We start from the raw sequence: 25,620 nt of genomic DNA, 5'->3' as shown, positions 1-25,620 counted from the left end.
GATCGTACTGTGCGAGTTCGGCTGGAACGCCGAAACCGCTTCTGCATGCGCAACGCCGGACAATGTCCGCCGGCGCAGCGATGCGGCTGCCGCGATCTTCTCAGTGTTTCTTCTGTTGATTCTTGCCGCGCGAGGGCTAGTCTTGCACGATTGCACGATTGCACGATTGCACGATTGCACGATTGCACGACGACGAAGAAGGGGGAGCGATGTCAAGCGTTCCATCCGGATGGACCGGCCTCGGGCTTGTCTATGCCTCCCTGGCGTTTTTGACCTCATGCGGCGGCGGCGACGGCAGCACTCAGGGCATGTCTCCGGGATCGTCCAGCGCGACCACCCCTTCGCTTGCAGCGAAGCGCGAAGACGCATTCGCTTCCGCAGGCAAACCAACACCGCCACCCGATGGACAGGCCGCGGTCCTGTCCAGTCCGACGCCGGGGAGCAAGCTGTCCGGCCGTAGCACGACTTTCGCCTGGTCCGATACCGGCGCCAACCAATACGGGCTCACGATCCAGTCGCCCGCCGGGGCAGCGCCGCTGTACGACACCGTGACCAGCGCGACAGCGGTGACCGTCGCCAACCTGCCGGTCAACGGTGCGGAGATCGTGGTGACGCTCAGATCCCGCTCCAAGGGGAAGTGGCTGGCGCCCAACGAATACCGCTTCACGGCCGCGGGCTACACCGCAGCGCAGTCCACTGCCGCGATCAAGCCCTGGTCCGATCCGATCGCGTTGCCGCTGGTGCCCGCCGCGGCGGCCCACCTGCCCGACGGCAAGCTGCTCATGTGGGCGGCCCGGTCGCCGACCAGTTTCACCACCAGCAGCAGCGATGCCTACACCTATACCACGGTGTTCGACCCGGCGACGCAAACCTCGAGCAGCGTGTCGGTCACGGCCACCGGGCACCAGATGTTCTGCCCCGGCCTCAGCATGCTGGCCGACGGCAGCGTCTTGGTCAGCGGCGGCAGCGATGCGGCCAAGACATCGCTGTACGACCCGGCAACGGGCGTCTGGGCGGCCGGCGCACAACTGGGGATTGCGCGCGCCTACCACTCCAGCACGACGCTGTCCGATGGCTCCGTGTTCCTGGTCGGCGGTTCGTGGAACGGCGGACAGGGGGGCAAGTCCGGCGAGTTGTGGTCGGCCAGCACGAGGACCTGGCGCACGCTGTCCAGTGTGCCCGCCGACATGCCGAGCGCGGCCAACGCCTCCAACCCGCCGCTGGGTGGCCCGGACGCAGCCGGGGTGTACCGCGGCGACAATCACATGTGGCTGTTCGGCGTGGCCGATGGCTGGGTGTTCCACGGCGGGCCCGCCGCCGCGATGCACTGGATCGACACGCGCGGCAGCGGCGCCATCGTGCAGGCGGGCCCGCGCAGCGACGACCCCTACGCCATGACCGCCAGCGCCGTGATGTACGACCCGGGCCGGATCCTCAAGCTCGGCGGCGCCCCCAACCACGACAGCGGCAACGCCTTCAACACCGCCTACATCATCGACATCAATGCCGGCCCGCCCAATCCGGCCACGGTGCGCAAGGTCTCGCCGATGGCCTACGGTCGCACCTTCGTCAACAGCGTGGTGCTGCCCAACGGTGAGGTGGTCGTGATGGGAGGCCAGACGCAGCCGGTGCCCTTCTCGGATGCCTACAGCGTGTTGGCCGCCGAGCTGTGGAGTCCGGCGACCGAGAGCTTCATCACCTTGCCTCCGATGCAAAAGCCGCGCAACTATCACAGCGTGGCGCTGTTGCTGATGGACGGTCGCGTGCTGTCGGGCGGCGGCGGGCTGTGCGCCTGCGACGGCGACCACCTGGACGTGGAAATCTACACGCCGCCCTACCTGTTGGCGCCCGACGGCTCGCCGGCGCCTCGCCCAGCCATCACGGCCGCACCGGCCACGGCCACGTGGGGGAGCCAGATCGCCGTCCGCACCGACCGCGCGGTGGCCCGTTTCGCGCTCGTGCGCATGACCTCGGTGACCCACTCGGTCAACACGGATCAGCGTCGCATTCCGCTCTCCTTTACCGGGACGGACGGCAACTACCAACTGAGCATTCCGGCCCAGCGCGGCGTCGTGCTCCCGGGCAACCACATGCTGTTCGCACTGGACGCCAAAGGCGCACCCAGCGTGGCGCGCACGCTCAACATCCGGTAGCGGCCGGCCACATGCGCAAGCCGGGACTGTCGATGGCGTTGGTGCTCGCAACGACACTGGCAGCCGGCCTTGCGTGGTTCGGATGGCGCGAGCCTGCCGTCTCGCCGTCGGTGACGCGCGGCGCGCGCCTGTTCGACGGCACCGAGTCGCTCGCCGGCACGCTGGCCGGGCACCGCGCGTCGCTTCCGGTCGCGGCCACGCGCTGTAGCCAGTGCCACGTCGGCCCGGGTGCTTCTGCCGCGGTGCCTTCTGCCTTGACGACGCCGCTCGACCGACGCCACTTGCGCGAAGCCCGGCCGCGCCGTGGCGGGCCGCCCGTGTCCTATGAGCCTGCCACATTCTGCCGCGCGCTGCGCACCGGCGTCGACCCGGCCCACGTCGTGCTGCCACGCGCAATGCCGCGCTTCGATGCCGACGATGCCCAGTGCGCGGCCTTGTGGGACTACCTGACGCGGGAGCCTGCCGAATGAACGTGCACCGCCGCTCCATCCCATGCGGGCCGGCGTCTGCGCGGCGCCGCAGCCTGCTGGCCGCGGGCGCGTGGGCGTCGCTGGGTGTGCTGCCGGCGGCCCGAGCCAACGGCGTCGGTCCTGTGCTGCCGGCCATCGCGGCGCCGGCCTTGCCGCTGCGGCGCCACGACGGCGCGGTGCCGACGCTGGCCGCGCAGTTGCGCGGTGCGTCGACGGCGGTCCATCTGATGTTCACCGGCTGCAGCACGGTCTGCCCGATCCAGGGCGCGTTGTTTGCGGCCCTGCAAGCTGCATTGCAGGCCGAACGCAGCACAGCGGTCCGCCTGCTGTCGCTCAGCGTCGATCCGCTCGCGGACAACCCCGCTGCGCTGAGCGCCTGGCTGCGGCGTTTCGGCGCGGCGCCTGCATGGAGCGCAGCGGCGCCCGACCCCGGCGCGCTGGAGCCGATGCTCTCCCTGTTCAATGGCGGCGCGGCCGCGGGAGACCGCCACAGCGCGCAGGTCTATCTGTTCGACCGCAATGCCAGGCTGGTCTGGCGGACCAGCGAACTCCCGCCGGCGAGCGAGGTCATGGCCGCGTTGCAGCGCCTTCCGTAGGAAGGGGAGGGTGACGCGCGTGAACGCTCTTGTCTCTGAAGAAGGGTGAACGGGGTCAGGCGCGCGCGCGCTGCGGACCGCCAAGCTGGAAGACGCCAACGACCTGCGAGAGGCTGCTGGCTTGTTCCTGCAGCGAGGAGGCGGCGGCGGCGGCTTCTTCCACCAGTGCGGCGTTCTGCTGGGTCACCTGATCCATCTGCGTGATGGCCTGGTTGATCTGCTCGATGCCCGAGGTCTGCTCCTCGCTGGCGGCGGTGATCTCGCCCATGATGTCGGTCACCCGCTTCACGCTGTCCACGATCTCTTCCATCGTCTTGCCGGCTTCGGCCACCTGCTGGCTGCCCGCCTCGACCTTGCCCACGGAGTCGTCGATCAGCCCCTTGATTTCCTTGGCTGCCGCGGCCGAGCGCTGCGCCAGGCTGCGAACTTCCGATGCGACCACCGCGAAGCCGCGGCCTTGCTCGCCAGCGCGGGCAGCCTCCACAGCCGCGTTCAACGCCAGGATGTTGGTCTGGAAGGCGATGCCGTCGATCACGCCGATGATGTCGACGATCTTGCGCGACGAGGTGTTGATCGAACCCATCGTGTCGACCACCTGGCTCACGACGCTGCCGCCGCGAACGGCGACTTCCGAAGCGGACAGGGCGAGCTGGTTGGCCTGGCGGGCGTTGTCGGCGTTCTGCTTGACTGTCGAGGTCAACTCTTCCATCGAGGCCGCCGTCTCTTCCAGCGAGCTGGCCTGTTGCTCGGTGCGCGACGACAGGTCCTGGTTGCCCGAGGCAATCTGACTCGATGCCGTCGCGATGGTGTCGGTGCCATTGCGCACCTCGCCCACCACCTTGTACAGGCTGTCGTTCATCGACTTCAGCGCCGTCAGCAGTTGCCCGACCTCGTCGCGCGAGCCTGCGCTGACCTGGGTGCTGAGGTCGCCGGAAGCCACCTTTTCCGCCAGTTCGACCGCGCCACGCATCGGATTCACGATGCCGACGGTCAGCCGCCACGCGAACAGCGCACCGACCAGCACCGCCACGCCCGACAGGATGATCAGCATCAGCCGGCCGCTGCGGTGGTGCTGCTGGATCTCCTTGGCCATGACGTCGATCCGCGCACGCTGGGCGTCGGCGATCTGGTGCACCGCCTGCTTGTAGACGGCCAGGGCTGCCTGGTATTGCGTATCGGCGAGCTTGCTGGCGCCTTCGCGGTCGCCGGCGGCCTTCAGCTTGTTGATGCTCCCCAGGTGCTCCAGCACCAGCTTTCGCGCGTCCACCACGGCCTGGAAGAGCTTGCGTTCGTCCGGCTCGGTGAGCAGCTTGTCCATCTGCTGCTGGACCGGGTTGATCGATGCGATGCCTTCGCCGAGATTCTTCTTGAAATAAGCCTCGTTCTCGGGGTCGGTGGCCTTCGCCAGACCGAAGGAGTGGACGATGCTGGGGCCGAGCAGGTTGGCCCACTGGTTGGCCAGGCGTTCCTTGACCAGCGCCTCCTCGACCATGACGGAGGTCGACTCGGCCACGGCATCGAGCCGCAGGATGCCGATGCCAGAGATGAACACCATGAGCAGCAGCATGGCTGCGAAACCGCCGCCAAGGCGCACACCGATCTTGAGATTTCGCAGATTCATGACTCCACTTTCATGAGGGGAAGACGCGCGGACAAGGGCTTGGCACACGGGCGGGCGTCGCACGGAGCGATGCCAGGGCCTGCTGCCACGTCCGGATATCGGCAGCGCGGAGCAAACTTGAAGTCCTCGCCGTCAAACATCAGGCGCAGGCAGCACGATCTCCGCAGGGCGCTGGGCAGAAAGCGGACTGTTCAGGCGCCCGGTGGCCTTGCAGTGAAAACCGCCAGTTGATCGTCGAAGGCACGCTTGTAGGCCGGTCGCGCTTCGGCGCGCGCGACATAGGCGCAGAGGTTCGGAAACTCCTCCAGCACACCCGATCCGCTCAGCCTGCGCAGCACGGTCACCATCAGCAGATCGCCGGCGCTGAATGCAGCGTCGAGCCAGTCCGCGTTGCCAAGCCGGCCTGCCAGTTCGCCCAGCCGCACACGGACGCGATCGTCGAGGATCGACAAGCGCTCCGCAAACCAGACCTTGTCGCGTTCGGTCAGCATGGCGATTCCGCGATCAACGATAGGCGGCTCCACCGTATTCAGCGCTGCAAACATCCAGGTGATCGCGCGCGCCCTTGCCTTTGCATCGTCCGGCAACAAGCCAGGGTGGCTTTCCGCGAGATGGAGCACGATCGCCCCCGACTCGAACAGGACAAGATCGCCTTCCTCATAGGTCGGGATCTGCCCGAAAGGATGACGCGCACGATGCGCTGGCTCCTTCATCTCGGCGAACGAAACGAGGTGAACCTCGTAAGGCTGGCCCACTTCTTCCAGCGCCCAGCGAACGCGCATGTCCCGCGCCAATCCCTTTCCGCGATCGGGCGACTGTGCAAAGGCGGTGATGGTGGGGGTCATTCGAAGTCTCCGGCTGTTGCGCAGGCCATTGTCCGCCTCGGCGCGGCCGGCCTCACCTCTTCATCGAAGCACTCGAAGCGCGAAGTCCGCCGCCGCGCGGATCGCGCCATCCACCTCGCCGGGCAGCGCCTTGCCATAGGCCAGGAAGCCATGCGTCACCCCGGGCACTGCCATGGTTTCGACGGCGTTGCCGGAGGCTCGCAGCGCCGTGGCCATGGCGAGAGTCTGGTCGTGAAGGATGTCGATCTCGGCCGCCAGCAGGAAGGCCGGCGGCAGGGCGCCGAGGTCGACACCGCCATCGAGCGCAAAGGCCGTGTGAGGCGGCATGGCGGCGTCCGGATCGCTCCTGGCGCCGGATTCCCCGCTCAGGTAGGCCTGGAGATAGCGCTCCTGTGCAGCAACGGACAGGCCATGGCGGCCGTCGCCGAAGGCCGTCATGCTGCGACCCGCGAACGATCGGGTGTAGACGCCATAGAACAACAGCAGCGCATCCGGCCAGGCGCCTTCCTTCTGCCGGCCCTCGGTGCGATGGCGATCGCRCAGTCGGATCGCCGCCTCGAGCGCGAGGTTGGCGCCGGCCGAGTCGCCGGCCACGATCAGGCGCGCGCCCGGGTGTTCCAGCGCGGCCTGCTCGATCGCCGCGATGCAGTCCTGCAGGCCCGCGGGGTAGGGATGCTCGGGCGCCAGCGCGTAGTCGACGGACCAGGTCTCGCAGCCGAGGGCCTCGGCCAGCCGCCGCACGATGGCCTCGTGGGTGCGCGGCGAGCCCACGCACCAGCCGCCGCCGTGCAGGTAGACCGCCACGCGATCGCTCTCGCAGCGTCGCGGCCGCACGATCTGCAGGCCGACCGGGCGGCCTTGGGTTTCGATCCGCCGCGACGACAGCTCGCACGGCGGACCGTCGTCGAGCCAGGGCTCGCGCTCGGCCAGCAGTTGTGCGCGCGCCTGCGGAAAGGGCAGTGCATAGCGGCTCGGCTGCCCGCTGCGGGCCGCCGCGAGGCGCGCGAGAAGCGCCGCCATCGCGGCGTGCGGTTCGGGTGGCGAATGCGCGGCCGGCGAGGAGGGCGAAGTCATCGCTTCGATGCGGCGTTCAACGGGCCGCCACGCCTGTGTCTCAACCTTGCGCCTTCCAGGCCACGGCGTCGATCTCGACCCGCCACGCCGGACGGGCCAGCGCCTGCACGATCAGCAGCGTCGAAGCCGGCCGCGCATCGCCGAGGTAGCCGGCCCGCACGGCCGCGTAGGCCGCCATGTCGCCGGCGTCCACGAGGAAGTGGTTCACCTTCACCAGGTCGGCCACGCCCATGCCGGCATCCGCCAGCACGGCGAGCAGGTTGCGCCAGGCCACATGCGCCTGCGCTTCGAAGCTCTCTGGGACCGTGCCGTCGAGGTCGATCGCGACCTGGCCGGCGATGTGCAGCCAGCGGCCGCCACCGGGCGCCGAGACGCCGTTCGAGTAGGCGCCGGCCGGCGCGGCGATGGTGGAGGGGTTGTGTTTTTTCATGGCCATGGGAGATGAGGATTTCATTGTGAGTCCAGCAGCGCGTAGGCATCGCGGAACAGCGCGTTGCTTCCATCGCCGAGGTCGTCGAGGATGTCGAAATGGGTTCGCTCCGGCACGATGCGCAGCGCCGCCGCGCAGCCCGCGCGCCGCAGGTGCTCGGCATAGTCGATCGACTGGCCCCGGAAACCTTCGGTCTCGGCGCCGCCCACGACCAGCAGGTGCTTCGTCGAGCGCTCGGCCGGCCAGGCCATCGGGCTGATCGCGCGCGCCTCGCGTTCGTCCAGCCGGATGTCGGCATTGATGCTGGTGTGGCGCAAGGGCTCGAGGTCGTAGACGCCGCTGACGCCGACGAAGGCGGCGGCCTGCCAGCCCTGCGGGCCGTCGAGCACGCAGGCGCCGAGTTGCGCGCCCGCGGAATGGCCGGCCACGAGCATGCGCGCGCTGTCGACGCCGAGCTCCTGCGCGTGCCCGCGCAGCCAGGCCATCGCCTCGCCGATCTCGGCGACGATGTCCGACACCCGCAGTGCCGGCGCCAGGTCGTAGCCGATGAAGGCCGCGTGGATGCCGAGCTCGAGCCAGGGGGCCGCCAGGAAGGTGAAGATGCCGCGATCCAGCGCTCGCCAGTAGCCGCCGTGGATGAAGACGAACAGCGGCGCGGCCGCCGTCGCCGGCTGCGGCGCGGGCAGGAAGTCGAGCAGGCATCCTTTCGGCTCGGCATAGCGCCGGGTCTGGAGCCCCTGCATGCCGCGGCGCAGATCGGCGCTCGCGCGCGCCTGGCGCTCGTAGACCGCATTGCGCTCGGGGTGCCGCGAGCGCAGGGCGTATTCGCTCTCGAGCGTCGGGTCCACCGGCGGCAGCACCGGGAGGTCGGCGGGTTCAAAGTCCAAGATAGGCCTCCCGCACGCGGTCGTCGTCGCGCAAGGCTGCAGCCGCGCCGGAAAGCGTGATCGCGCCGCTTTCCATGACGTGGCCGATGTCCGCATGGGCCAGCGTGATGCTCGCGTTCTGCTCCGACACCAGGATCGTCAGCCCGCCGCGCTGCAGTTGCTTGAGGGCGGCGAAGACCTGCTCGACGATCACCGGCGCCAGCCCCATCGATGGTTCGTCGAGCGCGAGCAGGCGGGGGCCCGACATCAGCGCGCGGCCGATGGCGAGCATCTGCTGTTCGCCGCCCGACAAGGTGCCCGCGGCCTGGGAGAGCCTTTCCTCCAGGCGCGGAAAGGTCGACAGGACGAAGGCCAGCCGATCCTCGAGGTTGCTCTTGCGCCGCGGGAACAGGTCGGTGAAGGCGCCCATCTGGAGGTTGTCCTTCACGCTCAGCGGACCGAAGACGCGCCGGCCTTCGGGCACCAGCGCGAAGCCCTTCGAGACGATGCGCGCAGCGGGCAGCCGCGCAATGTCCTCGCCCGCGAAGGCGATCGAACCGCGCACGGGCCGCAACAGGCCCGAGAGCGCCTTCATCGTGGTGGACTTGCCGGCGCCGTTGGCCCCGATCAAGGCATGGAAGGAGCCGGGCTCCATCGCGATCGCGACGTCGTGCAGCACGTCGGAGGCACCGTAGCCCGCATGCAGGCCCTGGATGTCAAGCAGAGGCATGCGCCGCCTCCCCACCCAGGTAGGCGCGGATCACCTCCGGGTTGCGCGAGACTTCCGCAGGCCGGCCTTCGGCGAGCCGCTTGCCGTGGTTGACCACCAGGATCTCATCGCAGGCGCTCATCACGACCCGCATGTTGTGTTCGACCAGCACCACGGTCACGCCCTCGGCATTGACCGCGCGGATCACTTCGAGGATGCGGTTCTGCTCTGCCAGCGGCACCCCCGCGATCGGTTCGTCGAGCAGCAGCAGCCGCGGCTTCGAGGCCATCGCCCGCGCGATCTCGAGCAGCTTGGCATCGGCGAAGCCGAGGTCCGCCGCGAGCGTGCCCGCGCGCGCCTCGAGCCCGAGCAGCGCCAGCAGGCGCCAGGCTTCGGCTTCGGCGCTGCGCTCCTCGGCCAGCGCGCCGCCGAACAGGCCCGACCACCAGCCGCCGGCCAGGCGCGGATGGGCGCCGACCATGACGTTCTCGAGCACGCTCATCGCCGGGAACAGCTGCAGGTTCTGGAAGGTGCGCGAGAGGCCGAGCGCCGCGCGCTGGTGCGGGCGCAGCGCCGTGATGTCGCGGCCGTCGAGCCTGACGCTTCCGAGCGTGGGCGCCGTGACGCCGGCGATGGCGTTGAACAGGGTGGTCTTGCCGGCGCCGTTGGGGCCGATGATGCCCTTGATGATGCCGGGTGCGACCGTGAACGAGAGCTGGTCCACCGCGTGCAGGCCGCCGAAGCTCACGCTCAGCGACCGCACCTCGAGCGCGGGGCCCGGCGCGGGTGCGGCGGCGATGCCGGGGGCGGGCCCGCGCTCCAGGGTTGCTTCAGGCAAGGCCATGGCGCGCCACCTTTTCTTTCTTGGGTTCCGGGGCCGCGGTCTTCCTGCGCCGGCCGAGGCGGGCGGCGAGGCTCGCGATGCCGCCGGGAAGGAACAGCAGCACCACCACCATGCCGGCGCCGAACACGAGCAGTTCGGCATCCTGGATGCGGCGCAGCAATTCGGGAACAGCGGTGAAGACCGCGGCCCCGAACAGCGGACCCCAGTACCGGCCCCAGCCGCCGATGGCCACCATGACCACCAGCAGCACCGAGGCCGAGAAGCTGAAGGTTTCCGGCGAGGCGTACTGGTTGAAGTGCACGTAGAGCGCACCCGCCAGCCCCGCGGCCACAGCCGAGGCCATGAAGGCCGCGAGCTTGCTGCGGAACGGGTCGATGCCCATGCTGTCGGCCGCCACCTCGCTGCCCGAGACCGCGCGCAAGGCCCGTCCGGCGCGGCTTGCGAGCAGCGAAGCCACGAGCAGCATCACCGCGAGGCCGCCGAGCCAGGCGAGCCAGAAGAAGCGTGCGGGCGTGTCGAAGGCAAAGCCGAACAGCGCGATCGGCGGCACGCCCGACAGCCCGTTGGGCCCGCCGGTGACCGACACCAGCTCGTTGAACAGCACCGACAGGATCGCGTTGAAGCCCAGTGTCGCCATGCTCAGGTAATGGCCGCGAAGCCGCAGTGCCGGGAGGCCGATCACGAAGGCCGACAGCGCCGCGCCGGCCATCGCGGCCAGTGCGCCGATTGCCGGCGGCACGCCCCAGCGCACCGACAGCACGCCGGACAGATAGGCCCCCAGGCCGAAGAAGCCGGCCTGGCACAGCGAGATCTGTCCGCCGTAGCCCATCACGAGGTTGAGCCCGCCCAGCAGCAGCAGGTTGATGAAGAAGAAGATGCCGAGACTCAGCACATAGTCGTTGCCGGCGACCAGCGGCCAGGCGGCGAACAGGATCCAGACCACGGCGACGTGACGGATGCGCAGGCTGCGCTCGCGCAGCGGCGAGGACGCGAGGGGAAGGGCGGCGGGATGCTTCATACGCGCTCCACGGCATGGCGGCCGAGCAGACCCGAGGGACGCAGGAACAGCGTCGCCAGCAGCGCGACGAAGGCGACCGCATCCTTGAAGTGCGAAGACAGCAGCCCTCCCGACAGCGCCTCGAGCAGGCCCAGCAGCAGCCCGCCCACCAGCGCGCCCGGCAGGCTGCCGAGGCCGCCGAGCATGGCGGCCGAGAAGCCCTTGAAGCCGAGCACGGTGCCATGGTCGAAGGAGGTCAGCGTGAGCGGCGTGATGACGATCCCCGCGATCGCGCCGAAGGCCGCCGCGAGGCCGAAGGACAGCGCCATCGCCATGCGCGGCTCGATGCCGCAGAGCGCCGCAGCTTCGGGCTGGGCCGCGACCGCGCGCATCGCGCGGCCGAGCACGGTGCGCTCGAAGAACCAGTGCGCGCCGACCATGACCAGCGCGCAGGTGCCGACGATCCACAGGGTCTGCGGATGGATGCGCAAGGCGCCGAGAACGATCGGCGTGCTGCCCGAGAAGCCCGGCAGGCTCATCGGGTTCTTGCCGAGCACGAGCATCACGAGGCTCTTGAAGCAGATCGCGACCGCGATCATCACGAGCGTGACCGTCAGCGGGCTTTGGGCCGGCAGGCGGCGCACGACGAAGCGCTCGCTGAGCAGCGCGAGCAGCACCACGGCAGCGATCGCGCAAGGCACCGCGAAGCCCAGCGGCACCTGGGCCGCGACGGCCGCGGCGGCGACCATGCCGCCCATCATCACCCACTCGCCCTGCGCGAAGTTGATCGCGCCAGTGCTCTTGAAGATGACATTGAAGCCGAGCGCCACGAGCGCGTAGACGCTGCCGGTCGAAATGCCGGACAGCAACAGGTTGGGCAGTTGATCCACCAGATGCTCGATGGTCAGAGGCGGCCGAGCCGGGGATGGTCGAGTGCCGGCAGCGCGATGCCGATGGCGTCGAGCCGTTCGCGGCAGTCGGCGAGGTATCGCCTGAAGACCTGCACCTCGGCCTCCGCGGTCGCGGCGCCGAGACCCGCCGCGGCCACGCGGTCGAGGTCGGCGATGTCGGTCGAGGCGTCGATCGCGGTCGCGAGACCCACACAGCGCGAGCCCGCCAGCTCGACCTGCACCAGGTGCTGCACCAGGGCCTGCACGGCCGCGCTGCGCTCGTCGTTCGACATCAGCGGCGCGCGCCGCTCGATGTAGAGCCAGCCGAAGCGGGCATGGCGCTCGCGCGCCTCGACACAGCGCGCCAGCAGCGCCCGGGCGACGGGCTCGCGGGTCTGCGCCAGCCAGGCGCCGGCCAGCGCATGCTCGAGGCCGTCGCCGAAGGTGCAGTGGGTCAGCACATGGCCGTCGAGCGAACGGTCGGCATCGAGCGCATCCCGGTGCAGTCCGCGGTTGAAGAGCGGCTGCCAGTGCGGGTCGGCGGGCGTGTCCAGGTAGCCGCCGCAGGCCTCGGCATAGCGATGGAAGGACTCGACGTTCCAGGCCTCCTCGGTGTTGCGCACCGTCAGGAAGTACTTGGGGTCGGCCTCGCGGTCGAGCTCGAGGCAGAAGCGGATCACCAGCGCCGGCGTTTCGGCCAGGCCCGTGTACTCGAGCCAGGCGCGGCGGCTCCAGACGCGGCGTGCGGCGTCGAGCGCGGCCGGGTCGTGCGCGCCGGCATCGAAGGCGTCCCACGGAATGTCGAGCTCGGGTGCCCAGCGGGCTTTCTTCGAATCCTCGTAGAGCGTGCGGATGGCCTGGTCGGACTGGCGCAGGTCGAGCGGGAAGCGGCGCTCGACGCGGATCGGGGTGCGTGCGGGCGACGCGGCGGTGGAATCGGGGTGCGGCACGGGGATGCTCCTTGGGCAAGGTCGACGAAGAAGGCGGGCGGCGGAAGACGGGGAGGGGGAAGGCCCGGCAACGGGCCATCGGCGCGCAGCGCCTAGAACGGCCCCTCGATCTTCGGGTGGCGGAACATCGGAATCTCGATGCCCCAGTTGTCGCGCATGCGCTCGCGCATCGCGGCGATCGACTGGAGGAACACCGGCTTCTCGAGGGCCTCGGTGGTCGCGCCCAGCCCTGCCTGATGGGTGATCTCGTCGACCTCCATCTCGGCCGTGGACGAGGGGTTGGCGGGCGCGAGCCAGGAGCTGTGGTAGCCGTTGAGCTCCACCTTCTCGATCATGTTGATGACCGCCTGGCGCACCACGTCCTTCTCCTGTGCGCTCATCTGCGGCATGCGCTGGTCGAGGAAGGCCCAGCCGAAGGCGCAGTGCCGCACCTCGTCGCGCAGGATGGCCTTGACCACCTGGCGTGCGACCGGGTTCACCGTGATCTCGGTCAGGTGGCGGAACACGTCGAAGGCGATTTCTTCGGCCGCGCAGACCAGCGCCGCGATCGTGCCTTCGAGCGAAATGGCCGGATCGAGCGCCACCTTGCGGATGCCGTGCGAGGCCACCGAGCCCTGGAACGCGACCGCGGCCGGCTGGTCGAAGTAGCCGCCCAGGGCCTCGGCCATGCGGTAGCAGACCTCGGCATGGCGGGATTCCTCCTGCGAGCGGATCGAGAAGAACAGCGCCATGTCCGGCGGGCAGCGCTCGTGGCAGAAGCGGATCTGCAGCGCCGGGCTTTCCGAGATGGCGCCGTACTCGCCCCAGGCGCGCCGGCTCCAGTACATGCGCGCGGCGCGGCGCTGTTCATCGGTGTACTGCTCGGGGTGGAGCTGGTCCCAGTCGATGTCGGTGGCCGGGTTCCACTGCATCCGGGTCGCGGTGTGGAACAGCTCGCGGATGCGCCGGTTCTCGACGCCGAGCTTCAAGGGGAATCGGCTCTCGGGCGCATCGATGATGGTGGCGGCATCGGGGAACAGGGCCCGGGCCGCGGCGGCGGGGGTGGCTGTGGCGGTGGTCATGGCTGCATTCCTTCGCGATGGATCACTTGTAGTCGGCCAGCTGGAAGGCGCCGTCGCGGTAGCTCAGCAGCACCAGGTCGTCCTTCGACAGCCCCGAGTGGCGCTGCGGACTGAAGTTGAAGACGCCGCCGACGCCCGGCCACTTGTCGATGCCCGCCAGCGCGTCGCGGACCTTGGTGCGGTCGGTGCCGCCCGCGCGATCGATCGCCGTGCGCGCCAGGTAGATCGCGTCGTAGGTCTGCGCGGCGAACTGGTTCGGCTTGCGCTTGTACTTGGCCTCGAAGGCCTTGGTCAGCGCGGCGATGCGCTCCTTCTGCGGATCGCCATCCGGCAACTGCGCGCCGACCGGGAACTTGACCGAGACCAGCAGCACGTTCTTCGCCGCATCGCCGGCCAGGTCCATGTACCGCTTGTCGACGAAGCCGTAGCTGTGGATCAGGTTCATCTGTTCCATGCCCAGCTGCTGCGCCTGCTTGAGGAACACCACGCCGGCGGGCGTGACGGTCCAGCAGATGACCGACTGCACGCCGGCGGCCTTGATCTTGCCGAGCTGCGGCGTGAGGTCGGTGTCGGAGGGATTGAAGCTCTCGTACATCACGTCGAGCCCGCGGCGCTGCGCCACCTTCTTGAGCTGCACCGCGGCGCCCTGGCCGAAGCCGCTGGAGTCGCCGAGGAACGCGATCTTCTTGATGCCCTTCTTGGCGAAGTAGTCGGCCAGCCGCTCCATCACCTGTTCGTCGTCGGCCGTGCTCTTGAAGGTCCATTGGCGTTCGGCCACCGGCGTCACGATGTCCATGGCGCCCTCGGTCGAGATGAAGGGCACCGAAGCCTTCTCGGTCAACCCGAGCATCGCGATCGCCATGCCGCTCATGTTGCCGCCGCCCACGATCATGTCGACCTTGTCCTGGTCGAGCAGGCGGCGGGTGGCGGTCAGGCCCTTCTGGGTCTGGCTCTCGGCGTCGTAGAACACCCAATCGATCTTCTTGCCGCCCACGCCGCCCTTGGCGTTGATCTCCTCGACCGCGAGCTCCATGCCGGCCTTCATGTCTTCGCCGAGGAAGGCCGCGGGGCCGGTGACGGACAGGATCGAGCCCACCTTCACGGTCGCTTGCGCGAACGCGGAGGACGTTGCGGCGAACGACAAGGTCGCCGCCAGCAACACCGACAAAGACATCTTCGGGAACAGTTCACGTTTCATCACGACACTCCTCGAACAACGGTGGAAGTTGGGGCCATGGATGCAGGCCGATGCAGGAAAGGAAGGGGGTGCTTCAGGCCTCGGCGGGCTGGACGGCCTTGATGCGGACATCGGAGCGCCCGATGTCGCCATCGGTCTCGAGCGGGCCGCTGAACTTGTAGCGGACCTGGTCGGCGCGATAGACCGAGATGCCGGTGAAGGCGGGCGTACCTCCGGCGGCGAAGTAGGTCATCTCGCGCACGAGGATCGGCGCGGCCGGGTGGATGTTCAGTCGCTCGGCATATTCCTCGTCGGCCAGGGCGGCTTCGATCTGGGTGTCGGCGCGCTCGATCGCGACCTGATGCCGCAGCACCTGGAGCAGCGAGACGTTCTCGAATTCCTCGAGCGCGATCTCGCCGGCGACGGCGAGCGGGATGTAGCGCAGGTCCCAGGCCACGCGCACCTCGCCCGACAGGCGCAGGCGCTCCATGCTCAGCACCTCGGTGCCCGCGGGCAGGCCCAGCGCCTTGGCGAAGTGGGCCGGGCACGAAGTGCGTTCGACCTTGAGGTTGGCGACCCGCAGCGAACGGCCGCTCTGCGCCCACTGGCCCGAGAAGTCGCTGCGCGCGGCGAAGGACTCCTCGATCTTGTCGCGGTTGACGAAAGTGCCGAAGCCGCGGCGCCGGCGTACCAGGCCTTCGACCTCGAGTTCGGTCAGCGCCTGGCGAACCGTGGCCCGGCTCACGCCGAAGATGCGCTGCAGTTCCTGGTCGGTGTAGAAGCGGTCGTCCTCCGCCGGCCAGGCCATGAGCTTCGCCTGCAGGCTGCGCTTGACCTGCGCGTAGAGCGGCAGCGGGGAGTCACGGTCGATCGTTGGCGAAGGGCTCATGGGGCGATCACGGTCTCGTTGTCGCGGGTCACGCCGCGGCGGCTCTGGATTCCCGTTCTGGCCGACGTCCGGGGTTGGATGTCAGGTTGTCCGGTTATACGGACTATATGTATTGAACGGGAACGAAACAGTGGGGTTTGTACGTAGTCAGTCCGGAGGACGGAAGCGCCCGGGAACACTTTCCAGGGCGCCTGTCAACATCAGTTCGTACCTGCCCTAACGATTGCTCGCTGAATACGCTGCACTCAACCTGGAACCACCAGGAGGAGAAGCACCATGAATCAGGAACAGAACGTACCGGCGGCCTGCCCGCCACCCCGCACCGCTTGGTCTCATGGAATCGACACTTCCGCCCGACGTGCGGGGTTGCTGGCGGCCAGCGCGATGACGCTCGCACTGGCCGCTTGCGGCGGCGGAGGTGGAGGCCAGGGGTTCATTCCCGTCGGGTCCGCTCCAGCGCCGGCCGCAGGGCCTGCCCCCGCGCCGGCCCCGGCCCCGGCGCCCGCGACGCCGACCGGTGCGGTCACGATGTCCGGTGTCGTGGCATCGGGCGCACCGTTCGCCGGCGCGCAATTGACGGCGGTGGACAAGACAGGCGCAACCGTCTGCGACACGGTGGTGAGTGCTCAAGGGGCGTACGCCTGCGAGCTTCCGGCAACCACCCAGATGCCGCTGGTGATCACGGCGCGGGAAGATTCGCGTGTGCTGTACAGCGTGAGCGCGAACGCGACGGGCGGACGGGTCAATGTCACGCCGCTCACCTCGATCATTGCGTCCCGCCTGTCTCCCGCGGGCGATGCGTCGTTGCTCGCGGCTGCGATCAAGGTCGATCCGGCCGCACTGGATCCCTCGAAGATCCAGGCGCAGGTGGCGCAGCTCCTGGCCGCGTTGAAGCCCCTTCTGGATGCGATCGGCGACGCGACCGATCCCTTGACGGGCGAGTTCTCGGCGAACGGTGCCGGGCACGATCGTGTGCTCGATTCTGTCGCCGTGAGCATCAAGCCGGACGGGACGGCGGCCAACATCGAGATCACCGTGCGTGCGCGTCCGGCCACCGCGACGGACACGGGTCCCGTTGCGATCGTGTTCAGGAGCGACGCGCCGCCGCCAACCCTCCCCTCGACGCTGACCGCGGCGGCGCTCGTGCCGCCCGGCAGCTCGCTGGGGATTGCCGCGCTGCTGGCGAAAATCACGGCCTGCTATGCATTGCCGCTTTCGCAACGCGTCAATGCGCCCAACGACACTGCGGCGGTCGTCGGAGGCGCCGCGGACGTCAAGGCGCCGACCTGTCGAACAGCCTTCGTGAACGACGATCCATCGACATACCTCCACAACGGCTCGAAGGTCGGGCGCGACGCTTCGGGAAATGGCTCCTTCTCGGGTCTCTTCAGGCCAGGCGCGACCGGGGCCATCTTCGACAGCGGCGTGCTGGAGTTCTTCCGACCCAACGGCGACATGGTCATGACCTTCAGGACGCTGGATACGTTGGGGAACACTTCGGCGGAGATCACGGTGGTTCGCGCCGTCGGCGGCGAGATGAAGCTGGTCGGGAACCAGCATGTCTACTCAGCGGCGGTCCGGCCGTCCGTGCAGATCCGCGAGTTCGTGAACGCGCCCGACTCGACTTACCTCAACGTAGGCTACAACTTCAGCCTCTCGAACGTCAAAGACGTGAATGGCGCGAGCATCTTCACCAAGATCGTCGCCACGGGGCCTGACGGGTCCACGGTGACTTTCGTGCCGACAGTGGGCTCCGACGCGCTGCGCATCAGGAAGCCTGACGGCACGGTGATCAATTCGTCGTTCGTCCGTCTCGCTGCCGCGTACAAGAAACCGTCGACGCCGGGCAGTCCTTCGACGATCGACAATCTCTACTATGTGTCGCCGCAGTACACCGACGCACAGATTGCAGCCTTGCCGGATCAGAGTGTCTGGACTTTCGAGTTCTTCCATGTGGACCCGCAAAAGCCCAATGTCGTTCAATCCCAGAGAACGCTGCAGCGGCCGTTCACGCTGGCCGAGTCGACGCAGGTCAAGTTCGCGGAGCTCACGCCGGACATGCGTGCGCTGCTGATCGCGCAGACTTCGGGCACGGGCCGGTACATCTTCGGTCCGCCCAATGCGACGACGCCGAACGCGTTCTACTTCAACACCATGGGTGGTGGCGACGCCTACACCGTGCCGCCGCTGGCCGTTGCGCCGAACTCGTTCACCATCTTCGGATACGCGCCGACCGTCGGGAACGCGGTGGGTGCGGCGTTCGATGACAGCAGTGCCAACCTGGCAAGCTCGACGCGCAGGGCCGCCGTGTTCTGCTCCAGGGCGACCGTGTCCGATGCGCATTGCGATTCGTCGACCGGTGTTCTGCAGTTCGCGCAAGGGACGCAGTTCAACTACCTTCAGTTGTCGGCGAACAGCCTGAAGCAGATGTCGTTCTATACCGGGGCGGCCGTCTATCGGCCCTGAGCAGAAGACAGACGCGCCTTTCCGCTTCACGCCCTGGCCACCTGGCCAGGGTTTTTTTTGCCCGGCCGCTCTCGGCCGCCCGATCACTTGACAGGGGCCTTCAACCATCGCAAATTCCAGAAACCAAAGTATTCGTTGCTTACAGGGCGCGGCCACACCGTGAACCGGCCCGGGGAGCAGCCAAGAACAACGGACTGGAGGGGTGATGAAGCCCGAGCCTGGAGGAAGAAGTTCTCTGCGGCGGCCGTCGAGGCGTGTCCGATGACCTCGGCCATCGTCCTGAACCGCGCGCTCGAGGCGGTGCGGCATCTCTCCGACCCGACGCCCCCCTGGGACGAAATACTGCAGTGCTCGCGCCAGGTCGTAGGCGGCGACAGCGCCAGCTTCATCCTGTTGGATGGCAACAGCGAACTCCTGACGGTCCAGCAGTGCAACGTGTCGACGGCGGCGCTGGCCGAGTACACGGACCATTTCTACGCGAGCGATATCGTCGTCCCGCGGGCGCTCGGGACCGTGGAAGGAACATGGCTCGACACGAACGAGCTGTTTTCGCGCGCCTCGCTCGAGAGAAGCAGCTACTACGTGGATTTCATGTGTAGACACCGCATGCGGCAGATGCTGACTTTCATCGTCGAGGAGAGTCCTTCGCGCCGCGGAGGGTTGACGATCCAGCGAGAAGTTCCGCTCGACCGCGCGCGCAAGCGTCTGGAGAGCGAGTCCGTTCGGACCTTCACTCGCGCGCTTCAAGCAGCGGTCCGGAACCGGCGGACCGAAGCGCAGCAATGGATCGACGCGGCCGATTCCACCTTTCGCTCCCTGGGCGAGGCAACGTGCCTGGTCTCGCCGATGGGCGGAGTGATTCGGCAGTCCGCTTTCGCGCAGCAGTTGATGTGGGAACGCGCTTCGCTGCGCCACCGCAATGGCCGGCTGTGGCATCCCCGGCCCGAGGTACGGGAGCGCTTGAGCGCTGCGCTGCGCAGCTTGTCCGCGCTCGACGGCCATCTCGCCATCTCCATCCCTGGCGAACATGGGGGAGTGTGCGTGCTGGATCTCGTCCGCGCGGACCGAAGGCTGAGCATCGGCAATGAACCTCTCGTGTTTGTGCGACTGCGCTTCAACGATGCCGTGAACCATGTCTCGTCAGGTGTCTTGCGCGCCTCGTACGGGCTCACGGCGGCTGAAGAGCGGCTGCTGACAGCGCTCGTCGCAGGCCAGTCCCCCGGCGAGTTCGCCCGGTTGCAGGCCATCTCCATCAACACGGTGAGAAAGCAGATCTCAATGCTGATGGAAAAGATGGACTGCCACCGCCAGGTCGACCTTGTTCGCAAGGCGTACGGCGAGAGCTAGGGGCGTGCTTCTAGCCGCTTTCCCTGTTCGACTGGCGTGTCGCGTGCATGAGCGTGCCCGTCAGGGCGATCGCCAGGCTGATGACGATCAGCATCGAACTCACGGCGGCGATGCGCGGATCGATCTCGTCCCGCAGCGTGGTGAACATGATCTTGGTCAACGTGGTGTTGGCTCCCGACGAGACGAAGATGGCGATGATCACTTCGTCGAGCGAGGTCACGAAAGCGAACAGCGCACCTGCCGCGACGTTCGAGGAGATGTGCGGCAGCGTGATGGAATGGAACGCCTGCCATCGGCTGCAGCCGAGGCTGCGCGCGGCCTTCTCCAGGGTCATGTCGAACTGCCGCAAGCCTGCCAGCGTGGTGATCAGGACGAAGGGGATGGCATGCATGACATGCGCAAAGACAAGTCCGGCGATCGTTCCGACGAGATTGAGTCGCGCATAGACGAAGTACACGCCGATCGCCACGATCATGTTCGGCACCATCAGCGGCAGCAGCAGCACGGTCTGCAGGCGCTTGACTGCCTTGTTCTCGCTCGCATGAATGGCATAGGCCGCAGCGACACCGATCGGCGTGGCGCACAGGCAGGTGAGCACCGCCACCTTGAGGCTGACGAGGGTGGCCTGGGTCCAGTCGGATGATCCGAGAAACGCCTCGTACCAGCGCAGCGACCAGTGAGGCGGCGGAAAATCGAGAAAGCGCGAACTGGAGAACGACATCGGTATCACGATGAGTACCGGGAGGATCAGGAAGAACAGGGTCGCTCCTCCGATCGCATAGAGCCACAGCCGGCGCAGGTGGCCGGTTCGATGCAATGCGGTATTTGCAGACATGGCTCAGGCTCCGCCGAACAGGCGCTCGACCGACAGCAGGCGGTTGATGGCGGCGAAAAGCAGCAACACCGCCACCAGGAAGACGACGGCGACGGAACTTGCCGCGCCCCATTCGAAGAACAGATTGACGTTGCGCTCGATCAGCATCGGGATCACGAGCGTCTTGCCGCCACCGAGCAGCGCCGGCGTGATGTAGAAGCCGAAGCACAGGATCAGGACCAGCATTCCGCCGGCCACCAGGCCCGGTCTCGAGAGGGGAAAGTAGACGCGCCAGAAGGTTTCGAGCTGCGATGCGCCCAGGCTGGCGGACGCCTTCAGGTAGTCGGGATCAATCCGCTTGAGCGCCGAATAGAGCGGCAGCACGAAGAAGGGCAGCATGATGTGGAACATGCCGATCAGCGCCCCGGTGGGGTTGTGCACCAGGTACAGCGGCTCGTCGATGAGTCCGCTCGACAGCAGTGCATTGTTGATGATGCCCTTGCGCTGCAGCAGCACCAGCCAGGCGTAGGTTCGAACCAGCAGGCTGGTCCAGAACGGAACGATCACCAGCAACAGGCAGAGGCGGGCCGCGAGCGGGCGCATATGGGCCAGCATGTAGCACAGCGGATAGCCGAGCAGGACGCACAGCGCCGTGACGGTGACCGACAGCCGCAGCGTGAGCCAGAGGCTCCTGATGTAGGCCTCGTCCGTGACCAGGCGCGCATAGTTCTGCAAGGTGAAGCCGTCCGCCGACCGGAAGGAAAGCCAGACCAGCCAGGCCAGGGGAATCAGCAGGAAGACCGAGACGATGCCCAGTGCCGGAGAGCAGAGGCCGAGCAGGGCCCAGTCGTCGCGCGAGCGCGCGGCGCGCCGGCGCAGTGCGGAGGGCGGCGCCGAAGGTGTGCAGGAAAGCTCAGGTGTCATGGCGGTCTCCGGTCACGCGCGCGTTCGCGTGGCCTGGGCCCGCGGCACCACCACCGTGTCGGAAGGTCTGAGCGACAGCTGCACCGATTCGCCCGGCCCGGGGAGCCGCGCCGTGCTGGGGGAGTTGCACAGCCGGCGCATCGTCAGTTGCTGCCCTTCGGGCAGGCGCGCGATCAGCAGCAGGCTCTCGCCCTGGAAGATCACGTCGTCCACGGTCGCGACGATCACGTTGCTGGCCTCGGCGCACTCGCCGTGCAGCAGGAGCTTTTCGGTCCGCACGGCCAGGAACAGTTCTTCGACGCGAGGCACGGGGCGCGAGGTGGCGAGTCGCAACTGGCCCAGTCGCACCACTTCGGAGGACACCCATTCCACGGGTATCAAGGTCGACTCCCCGATGAAGTCCGCGACGAAGGCGTCTGCCGGTTCGTCATACAAGGCGCGCGGCGGGTCGAGCTGCACGATGCGCCCGTGGTTCATGACGGCGATCCGATCGCTCATGGTCAGCGCTTCGCGTTGGTCGTGCGTCACGTAGATCGTCGTCGTGCCGAGCTTGTCGTGCAACTGGCGCAATTCGATCTGCATGCGCTCGCGCAACTGCTTGTCGAGCGCCGACAGCGGCTCGTCCATCAGGATGATGCTGGGCTCGAACACGACGGCGCGTGCGAGGGCCACGCGCTGCTTCTGGCCGCCGGACAGCGCGCCGATGGGGCGTTGGGCCAGGCCGTCGAGCTGGACCAGTTTCAGGGCCCAGTCCACGCGCTCGCGGATCTCGTGCTCCGCGACCTTGCGGATGCGCAGAGGGAAGGCCACGTTCGCATGGACGTTCATGTGCGGGAACAGCGCGTACTGCTGGAACACGATGCCCAGGTCGCGCTGGTGCGGCGAGACGGTGGACACGTCGCGATCGCCGAAGAACACGCGGCCTTCGTCCATCGAGACGAAGCCGGCGAGGATGTTCAACAGCGTGGTCTTGCCCGACCCGGACGGCCCGAGCAGGGTCAGGAACTCTCCCGGAGCCACGTCCAGCGAGACGTCCTCGAGCACGCTGACGCTGCCGTATCGCTTGCAGGCGTGCTCGACCCGGATCGACAGGGAATCCCGCCTCGCCGTCCCGGCGCGGCTCGCCGCGCCGTGCGCCGGCGCGGCGTGTGCGGGGCCGAGCGTGGATCGGTTCGTGATGTGGGCTGCGACGTTCATTTCTGGATGAACCGGGCGAGCTGTTCCATGGCCGCAATGCCTTGCGGGGAGCTGTACCACTCCGGCGAGGTCATGAGTTGCTTGCCGAGGTTCTGCGGGGCCGTCGGGAGCTTGGCGGCGCGCTGGGCTGGAATCGCGCCGCTGTCGTAGGCCTTGAGATTCACCGGCCCGTATTCGATCATCGTCGCCATCCTGGCTTGCGCCTGCGGTTCGAGCGCAGCGTCGATCAGCCGCATCGCCGAGGCCGCGTTGGGCGCGCCCTTGGGCACCATCAGGCATTCGATCTCGAGCAATGCCTGGTCGAACGAGAAGCCGATCTTCGCGCCGTCGTCGACCAGCGCGCCAGCGCGCCCGTTCGCCAGCATGATCATGTCGACCTCGCCGTCGCGGATCAGTTGCATGGCCTGGCCCGACGAGCTCCACCACACGGACACATGCGGCTTGATCTCGGCCAGCTTGCGAAATGCGCGGTCGACGCCTGCCGGCGTCGCCAACAGGCGATAGACATCGGCCGGCGCCACGCCGTCGGCCATCAGCGCCGCCTCGAGCACATAGGGGCCCTGGTTGAACATCGCCCGTTTGCCGGGAAACTTCTTGACGTCCCAGAAGTCCTTCCAGTTGGCCGGCGCCGCCGAAGCGAACTTGCGGGCGTCGTAGGCGATGCCGTAGCTGAAGCTGAAGACGCCCACGTAGGAGGGGCGGACGTAGGCGGGGTCGATTCTCTTCGCGTCGATGACCTTGTAGTCCAGCTTCTCCAGCAGCCCGCCCGCGGCCGCCTGCTCGCAGCGCGAGAAGCCCATGTCCACGAGATCCCAGGTCGTCTTGCCCGAGGTGACGTTCGCCTTCAGGCCCGCGAAGCCGCCGTGCCGGTCCTCGCGCAGTTCGATGCCCATGGGCTTGGCGGCACCGAGCAGTCCTTTCACCACCGCGTCCTGGCTGTCTCCTCCCCAGCCGGCCACGGTGACGGCCTTCTGGGCGAATGCTGTGGCTGAAAGTGCCGTGCCGAGGCCCAGCGTGATCAGGATGCGCGATGCTCTGTTGAAAGCGGCGAAGGGCATGTTTCACTCCATGAATGGGGTTCGTCAGAGGAAGGGCAGGACAGGGCGCGTGCGCGCCCGGCAGCGAAGCTCAGGCCTTGGCGGCGATGACTTCCACTTCGAGCAGGTAGTCCGGCGACAGGAGCGCCGGCACTGTGATCATGGTCGACGCCGGCTTGTGTTCGCCGAGGTACTTCTTGCGAACGGCGCCGTAGCTGCGCATGTCCTGGCCATGCACTACGAAGGCGTTCATCTTGACGATGTCGTTGACCGTCATGTCGGCCGACTCCAGCACCGCGACCAGTCCCTGCCAGATCGCCTCGGCCTGGTTCTCGAAGCCCGCGATGGCGTTGCCGGCCTTGTCGACGCCCACCAGGCCCGCGGTGTAGAGCCATCGCGCGTTCGCGGGTGCCTCGATGCCGTTGGAATAGGTGGGCAGCAGCGGCGGCGCGATGGTGGGAGGGTTGTGGATTTTCAGCATGTCGGAAGCTCCTTCGTGGTGGATGGGTGGAATGAATCGGTGGGCGACGTTCGGCGCGCCGGCCTCAGAACGCGACCCGCGCAGAGCCTTTGAGGCGCAGCAGCGCCCTGGCCTCGTTCGGCGTGGCGATCTGCAGGCCGAGGGATTCGAGAATCTGCCGAATCCTGGCAACCTGCTCTGCATTGCTCGAAGCCAGGCGGCCCTTGTCGAGCCAGAGGCTGTCCTCGAGGCCGACGCGCACGTGGCCGCCCATCAGGGCCGCCTGCGTCGCCACGCGCATCTGATGGCTGCCGGCGGCGAGCACGGACCATTGGTAGGCGTCGCCGAACAGCCGGTCGGCCGTTCGCCGCATGTGGATCACGTCCTCGGGGTGCGTGCCGATGCCGCCGCGGATGCCGAAGGCCGACTGGATGAAGAGCGGCGGCTGCAGCAGCTTGCGGTCGAGGAAGTGGGCCGCCGTGTAGAGATGGCCGATGTCGTAGCACTCGATCTCGAAGCGGGTGCCGTTGCCGCCGCAAAGCTCGAGGATGCGCGCGATGTCCTTGAAGGTGTTCCTGAACACGCGGTCTTCGCTGCCGGCCAGATAGTCGGCCTCCCATTCGTGCTTCCAGTTCTGGTAGCGGGCCAGCATCTCGTAGGTGCCGAAGTTCATCGAGCCCATGTTGAGCGACGCGATCTCCGGCTCGAACTGGAGCGCCGGACGCAGTCGCTCGTCGACCGACATGGTCGGAGAGCCGCCGGTGGTGATGTTGATCACGGCATCGCAGCGCTCCTTGATCTCGCTCAGGAAGTCCTTGAATGCCGCCGGGTCCTGGGTTGGCCGGCCGTCCACCGGGTCGCGCGCATGCAGATGCACGATGGCGGCGCCGGCTGCATGCGCGGCGACCGCTTCGTCGGCGATCTGCTTGCCGGTCACTGGAAGGTGCGGCGTCATCGTCGGCGTGTGGATCGAGCCGGTGATCGCGCAGGTGATGATGACTTTGTTGTTGTTCATGCGTCTTGCCAGGCTCGATGAAGGGTTGGGTCGCCGGCCTGTTGCGCTGCGCGCTCGCGCAGGCCGTCGTCGGACATGCTGAGGTCGAGACCTCTCAGATCGCCGGGGGCGTCGCAGCACAGCCAGGCGATCACCGAGGCCGGCCGGTCCGGCGAGGCCAGGGATGCCCGCTGAACGCGACTGATCTCATTGATGCCCGACTGGCGGATGCTGACCTGCATGCCGGTGTCGATGAGTCCGGGCTGCAGCCCGTAGACCGCCACGCCGCGCTCTCCATACTCCAGCGCCAGGCCGCGGGTCATCATGAACAGGCCCGCCTTGGCGCTGCAATACGCGGTCCAGCCTTCGCGCGGCGCATGGGCCGCGCCGCTGGAGACGTTGACGATGACCCCGCTGCCCCGCGCCAGCATCGACGGCAGCACCGCGTGGCACACGTGGTAGGGGCCCACCAGGTTGACTTCGACATTGCGGGCCCAGGCGCCCGGATCCGTGTCGGCCAGCGCCCCGATCGGGTGGATCACGCCGGCGTTGTTGACCGCGATGTCGACCTTGCCATGGCGATCGAGCGTCAGAGCCACGGCCTCGCGCACCGCCGCGAGGTCGGTCACGTCGGCGCCGATGACCTCGCAGGTGCCGCCCGTGGCCGCGATGGCGTGCTGCACTTCGGCCGCGGCGGCGGGCTCCCGCACGATCAGCACGGGCGTGACGCCGCGCCGCGCCAGCGCGATGGCAGTGGCCGCGCCGATGCCTCGCGCCGCGCCGGTGACGATGGCGATGAGGGCCATGGC

25 protein-coding genes are annotated in these 25,620 nt (G+C 67.9%); 5 read left to right on the top strand and 20 right to left on the bottom strand.

The genetic code is table 11. The features are described 5' to 3' along the window. The first annotated feature begins 209 nt into the window (after positions 1–209). The 3 genes from AB4Z46_RS13550 to AB4Z46_RS13540 are packed head-to-tail and all read left to right on the top strand — an operon-like array spanning position 210 to position 3,219. Positions 210–2,153 (top strand): galactose oxidase-like domain-containing protein, encoded by a 1,944-nt coding sequence (locus AB4Z46_RS13550; protein WP_442284019.1) that lies wholly within the window; start codon positions 210–212, stop codon positions 2,151–2,153. A gap of 11 nt (positions 2,154–2,164) precedes the next feature. Beyond that, entirely contained in the window at positions 2,165–2,623 is a 459-nt protein-coding gene (locus tag AB4Z46_RS13545; protein WP_442284018.1) for a hypothetical protein, read from the top strand. Next, entirely contained in the window at positions 2,620–3,219 is a 600-nt protein-coding gene (locus tag AB4Z46_RS13540; RefSeq protein WP_442284017.1) for an SCO family protein, read from the top strand. The genes AB4Z46_RS13545 and AB4Z46_RS13540 overlap by 4 nt, the downstream gene beginning before the upstream one ends. Before the next feature lie 55 nt (positions 3,220–3,274). On the opposite strand, the gene AB4Z46_RS13535 is transcribed toward AB4Z46_RS13540, so the two are convergent. The 13 genes from AB4Z46_RS13535 to AB4Z46_RS13475 form a co-directional block, all read right to left on the bottom strand. Beyond that, positions 3,275–4,840: a methyl-accepting chemotaxis protein gene (locus tag AB4Z46_RS13535; protein WP_442284016.1), complete on the bottom strand. Its 1,566-nt coding sequence runs from the start codon at positions 4,838–4,840 to the stop codon at positions 3,275–3,277. 191 nt (positions 4,841–5,031) lie between these two features. Continuing rightward, positions 5,032–5,685: a glutathione S-transferase family protein gene (locus AB4Z46_RS13530; RefSeq protein WP_442284015.1), complete on the bottom strand. Its 654-nt coding sequence runs from the start codon at positions 5,683–5,685 to the stop codon at positions 5,032–5,034. A gap of 60 nt (positions 5,686–5,745) precedes the next feature. Further along, positions 5,746–6,759 carry an alpha/beta hydrolase gene (locus AB4Z46_RS13525; protein ID WP_442284014.1) on the bottom strand — a complete coding sequence of 338 codons (1,014 nt, stop codon included), beginning with the start codon at positions 6,757–6,759 and terminating at the stop codon, positions 5,746–5,748. A 40-nt stretch (positions 6,760–6,799) separates the two neighbouring features. Beyond that, positions 6,800–7,189 carry a RidA family protein gene (locus AB4Z46_RS13520; protein ID WP_442284013.1) on the bottom strand — a complete coding sequence of 130 codons (390 nt, stop codon included), beginning with the start codon at positions 7,187–7,189 and terminating at the stop codon, positions 6,800–6,802. Positions 7,190–7,209: 20 nt separating this feature from the next. After that, a complete protein-coding gene (locus tag AB4Z46_RS13515) occupies positions 7,210–8,076 on the bottom strand; it encodes an alpha/beta hydrolase (protein WP_442284012.1) in 867 nt (288 codons plus the stop codon). After that, positions 8,066–8,785 carry an ABC transporter ATP-binding protein gene (locus tag AB4Z46_RS13510; protein ID WP_442284011.1) on the bottom strand — a complete coding sequence of 240 codons (720 nt, stop codon included), beginning with the start codon at positions 8,783–8,785 and terminating at the stop codon, positions 8,066–8,068. Before AB4Z46_RS13510 ends, AB4Z46_RS13515 begins: the two co-directional genes overlap by 11 nt. Next, positions 8,772–9,608 (bottom strand): ABC transporter ATP-binding protein, encoded by an 837-nt coding sequence (locus AB4Z46_RS13505; protein WP_442284010.1) that lies wholly within the window; start codon positions 9,606–9,608, stop codon positions 8,772–8,774. The genes AB4Z46_RS13510 and AB4Z46_RS13505 overlap by 14 nt, the downstream gene beginning before the upstream one ends. Next, positions 9,595–10,626 carry a branched-chain amino acid ABC transporter permease gene (locus AB4Z46_RS13500; RefSeq protein WP_442284009.1) on the bottom strand — a complete coding sequence of 344 codons (1,032 nt, stop codon included), beginning with the start codon at positions 10,624–10,626 and terminating at the stop codon, positions 9,595–9,597. Before AB4Z46_RS13500 ends, AB4Z46_RS13505 begins: the two co-directional genes overlap by 14 nt. Further along, on the bottom strand, positions 10,623–11,495 hold the full coding sequence (locus AB4Z46_RS13495) for a branched-chain amino acid ABC transporter permease (RefSeq protein WP_442284008.1): 873 nt from the start codon (positions 11,493–11,495) through the stop codon (positions 10,623–10,625). The genes AB4Z46_RS13500 and AB4Z46_RS13495 overlap by 4 nt, the downstream gene beginning before the upstream one ends. Positions 11,496–11,509: 14 nt before the next feature. Further along, complete coding sequence (locus AB4Z46_RS13490; RefSeq protein ID WP_442284007.1) at positions 11,510–12,445, bottom strand: hypothetical protein; 936 nt, start codon at positions 12,443–12,445, stop codon at positions 11,510–11,512. Positions 12,446–12,537: 92 nt separating this feature from the next. Continuing rightward, a complete protein-coding gene (locus AB4Z46_RS13485) occupies positions 12,538–13,506 on the bottom strand; it encodes a ferritin-like domain-containing protein (protein ID WP_442284006.1) in 969 nt (322 codons plus the stop codon). A 22-nt stretch (positions 13,507–13,528) separates the two neighbouring features. After that, the gene (locus AB4Z46_RS13480; protein ID WP_442284005.1) at positions 13,529–14,704 is read right to left on the bottom strand and encodes an ABC transporter substrate-binding protein; all 1,176 of its coding nucleotides are present in this window, start codon (positions 14,702–14,704) and stop codon (positions 13,529–13,531) included. 73 nt (positions 14,705–14,777) lie between these two features. Then, a complete protein-coding gene (locus AB4Z46_RS13475; protein ID WP_442284004.1) occupies positions 14,778–15,572 on the bottom strand; it encodes a GntR family transcriptional regulator in 795 nt (264 codons plus the stop codon). Between the two features lie 276 nt (positions 15,573–15,848). Between AB4Z46_RS13475 and AB4Z46_RS13470 the strand changes: the two genes are divergently transcribed. Then, the gene (locus AB4Z46_RS13470) at positions 15,849–18,038 is read left to right on the top strand and encodes a carboxypeptidase regulatory-like domain-containing protein (protein WP_442284003.1); all 2,190 of its coding nucleotides are present in this window, start codon (positions 15,849–15,851) and stop codon (positions 18,036–18,038) included. 261 nt (positions 18,039–18,299) lie between these two features. Beyond that, on the top strand, positions 18,300–19,385 hold the full coding sequence (locus tag AB4Z46_RS13465) for a helix-turn-helix transcriptional regulator (RefSeq protein ID WP_442284002.1): 1,086 nt from the start codon (positions 18,300–18,302) through the stop codon (positions 19,383–19,385). Positions 19,386–19,395: 10 nt separating this feature from the next. On the opposite strand, the gene AB4Z46_RS13460 is transcribed toward AB4Z46_RS13465, so the two are convergent. The 7 genes from AB4Z46_RS13460 to AB4Z46_RS13430 all read right to left on the bottom strand — a co-directional run bounded on the left by AB4Z46_RS13460 (position 19,396) and on the right by AB4Z46_RS13430 (position 25,617). Continuing rightward, complete coding sequence (locus AB4Z46_RS13460; protein ID WP_442284001.1) at positions 19,396–20,220, bottom strand: ABC transporter permease; 825 nt, start codon at positions 20,218–20,220, stop codon at positions 19,396–19,398. A gap of 3 nt (positions 20,221–20,223) precedes the next feature. Beyond that, positions 20,224–21,123, bottom strand: coding sequence for an ABC transporter permease (locus tag AB4Z46_RS13455; protein ID WP_442284000.1), 900 nt, complete (start codon positions 21,121–21,123; stop codon positions 20,224–20,226). Positions 21,124–21,135: 12 nt separating this feature from the next. Beyond that, a complete protein-coding gene (locus AB4Z46_RS13450) occupies positions 21,136–22,320 on the bottom strand; it encodes an ABC transporter ATP-binding protein (RefSeq protein ID WP_442283999.1) in 1,185 nt (394 codons plus the stop codon). Next, positions 22,317–23,378 carry an ABC transporter substrate-binding protein gene (locus tag AB4Z46_RS13445; RefSeq protein WP_442283998.1) on the bottom strand — a complete coding sequence of 354 codons (1,062 nt, stop codon included), beginning with the start codon at positions 23,376–23,378 and terminating at the stop codon, positions 22,317–22,319. Before AB4Z46_RS13445 ends, AB4Z46_RS13450 begins: the two co-directional genes overlap by 4 nt. 70 nt (positions 23,379–23,448) lie before the next feature. Continuing rightward, positions 23,449–23,838 carry a RidA family protein gene (locus tag AB4Z46_RS13440; protein ID WP_442283997.1) on the bottom strand — a complete coding sequence of 130 codons (390 nt, stop codon included), beginning with the start codon at positions 23,836–23,838 and terminating at the stop codon, positions 23,449–23,451. A gap of 64 nt (positions 23,839–23,902) precedes the next feature. After that, entirely contained in the window at positions 23,903–24,832 is a 930-nt protein-coding gene (locus AB4Z46_RS13435; RefSeq protein WP_442283996.1) for a 3-keto-5-aminohexanoate cleavage protein, read from the bottom strand. Continuing rightward, on the bottom strand, positions 24,829–25,617 hold the full coding sequence (locus AB4Z46_RS13430; protein ID WP_442283995.1) for an SDR family NAD(P)-dependent oxidoreductase: 789 nt from the start codon (positions 25,615–25,617) through the stop codon (positions 24,829–24,831). Before AB4Z46_RS13430 ends, AB4Z46_RS13435 begins: the two co-directional genes overlap by 4 nt. Positions 25,618–25,620 lie beyond the last annotated feature (3 nt).

It is taken from the genome of Variovorax sp. M-6 (assembly GCF_052114385.1).
Lineage (GTDB): Bacteria > Pseudomonadota > Gammaproteobacteria > Burkholderiales > Burkholderiaceae_C > Variovorax.
Note: the sequence above shows the minus strand (reverse complement) of the source record. Positions and strands in the feature narration are given on the sequence as shown.

Bases quoted from the DNA above. Each gene is read 5' to 3' on its own strand.
- AB4Z46_RS13480 (WP_442284005.1), bottom strand. From the start codon at position 14,704: ATGAAACGTGAACTGTTCCCGAAGATGTCTTTGTCGGTGTTGCTGGCG.
- AB4Z46_RS13485 (WP_442284006.1), bottom strand. From the start codon at position 13,506: ATGACCACCGCCACAGCCACCCCCGCCGCCGCGGCCCGGGCCCTGTTC.
- AB4Z46_RS13475 (WP_442284004.1), bottom strand. From the start codon at position 15,572: ATGAGCCCTTCGCCAACGATCGACCGTGACTCCCCGCTGCCGCTCTAC.
- AB4Z46_RS13440 (WP_442283997.1), bottom strand. From the start codon at position 23,838: ATGCTGAAAATCCACAACCCTCCCACCATCGCGCCGCCGCTGCTGCCC.
- AB4Z46_RS13540 (WP_442284017.1), top strand. From the start codon at position 2,620: ATGAACGTGCACCGCCGCTCCATCCCATGCGGGCCGGCGTCTGCGCGG.
- AB4Z46_RS13545 (WP_442284018.1), top strand. From the start codon at position 2,165: ATGCGCAAGCCGGGACTGTCGATGGCGTTGGTGCTCGCAACGACACTG.
- AB4Z46_RS13510 (WP_442284011.1), bottom strand. From the start codon at position 8,785: ATGCCTCTGCTTGACATCCAGGGCCTGCATGCGGGCTACGGTGCCTCC.
- AB4Z46_RS13455 (WP_442284000.1), bottom strand. From the start codon at position 21,123: ATGACACCTGAGCTTTCCTGCACACCTTCGGCGCCGCCCTCCGCACTG.
- AB4Z46_RS13500 (WP_442284009.1), bottom strand. From the start codon at position 10,626: ATGAAGCATCCCGCCGCCCTTCCCCTCGCGTCCTCGCCGCTGCGCGAG.
- AB4Z46_RS13505 (WP_442284010.1), bottom strand. From the start codon at position 9,608: ATGGCCTTGCCTGAAGCAACCCTGGAGCGCGGGCCCGCCCCCGGCATC.
- AB4Z46_RS13535 (WP_442284016.1), bottom strand. From the start codon at position 4,840: ATGAATCTGCGAAATCTCAAGATCGGTGTGCGCCTTGGCGGCGGTTTC.
- AB4Z46_RS13460 (WP_442284001.1), bottom strand. From the start codon at position 20,220: ATGTCTGCAAATACCGCATTGCATCGAACCGGCCACCTGCGCCGGCTG.
- AB4Z46_RS13450 (WP_442283999.1), bottom strand. From the start codon at position 22,320: ATGAACGTCGCAGCCCACATCACGAACCGATCCACGCTCGGCCCCGCA.
- AB4Z46_RS13530 (WP_442284015.1), bottom strand. From the start codon at position 5,685: ATGACCCCCACCATCACCGCCTTTGCACAGTCGCCCGATCGCGGAAAG.
- AB4Z46_RS13445 (WP_442283998.1), bottom strand. From the start codon at position 23,378: ATGCCCTTCGCCGCTTTCAACAGAGCATCGCGCATCCTGATCACGCTG.
- AB4Z46_RS13430 (WP_442283995.1), bottom strand. From the start codon at position 25,617: ATGGCCCTCATCGCCATCGTCACCGGCGCGGCGCGAGGCATCGGCGCG.
- AB4Z46_RS13435 (WP_442283996.1), bottom strand. From the start codon at position 24,832: ATGAACAACAACAAAGTCATCATCACCTGCGCGATCACCGGCTCGATC.
- AB4Z46_RS13470 (WP_442284003.1), top strand. From the start codon at position 15,849: ATGAATCAGGAACAGAACGTACCGGCGGCCTGCCCGCCACCCCGCACC.
- AB4Z46_RS13465 (WP_442284002.1), top strand. From the start codon at position 18,300: ATGACCTCGGCCATCGTCCTGAACCGCGCGCTCGAGGCGGTGCGGCAT.
- AB4Z46_RS13520 (WP_442284013.1), bottom strand. From the start codon at position 7,189: ATGAAAAAACACAACCCCTCCACCATCGCCGCGCCGGCCGGCGCCTAC.
- AB4Z46_RS13550 (WP_442284019.1), top strand. From the start codon at position 210: ATGTCAAGCGTTCCATCCGGATGGACCGGCCTCGGGCTTGTCTATGCC.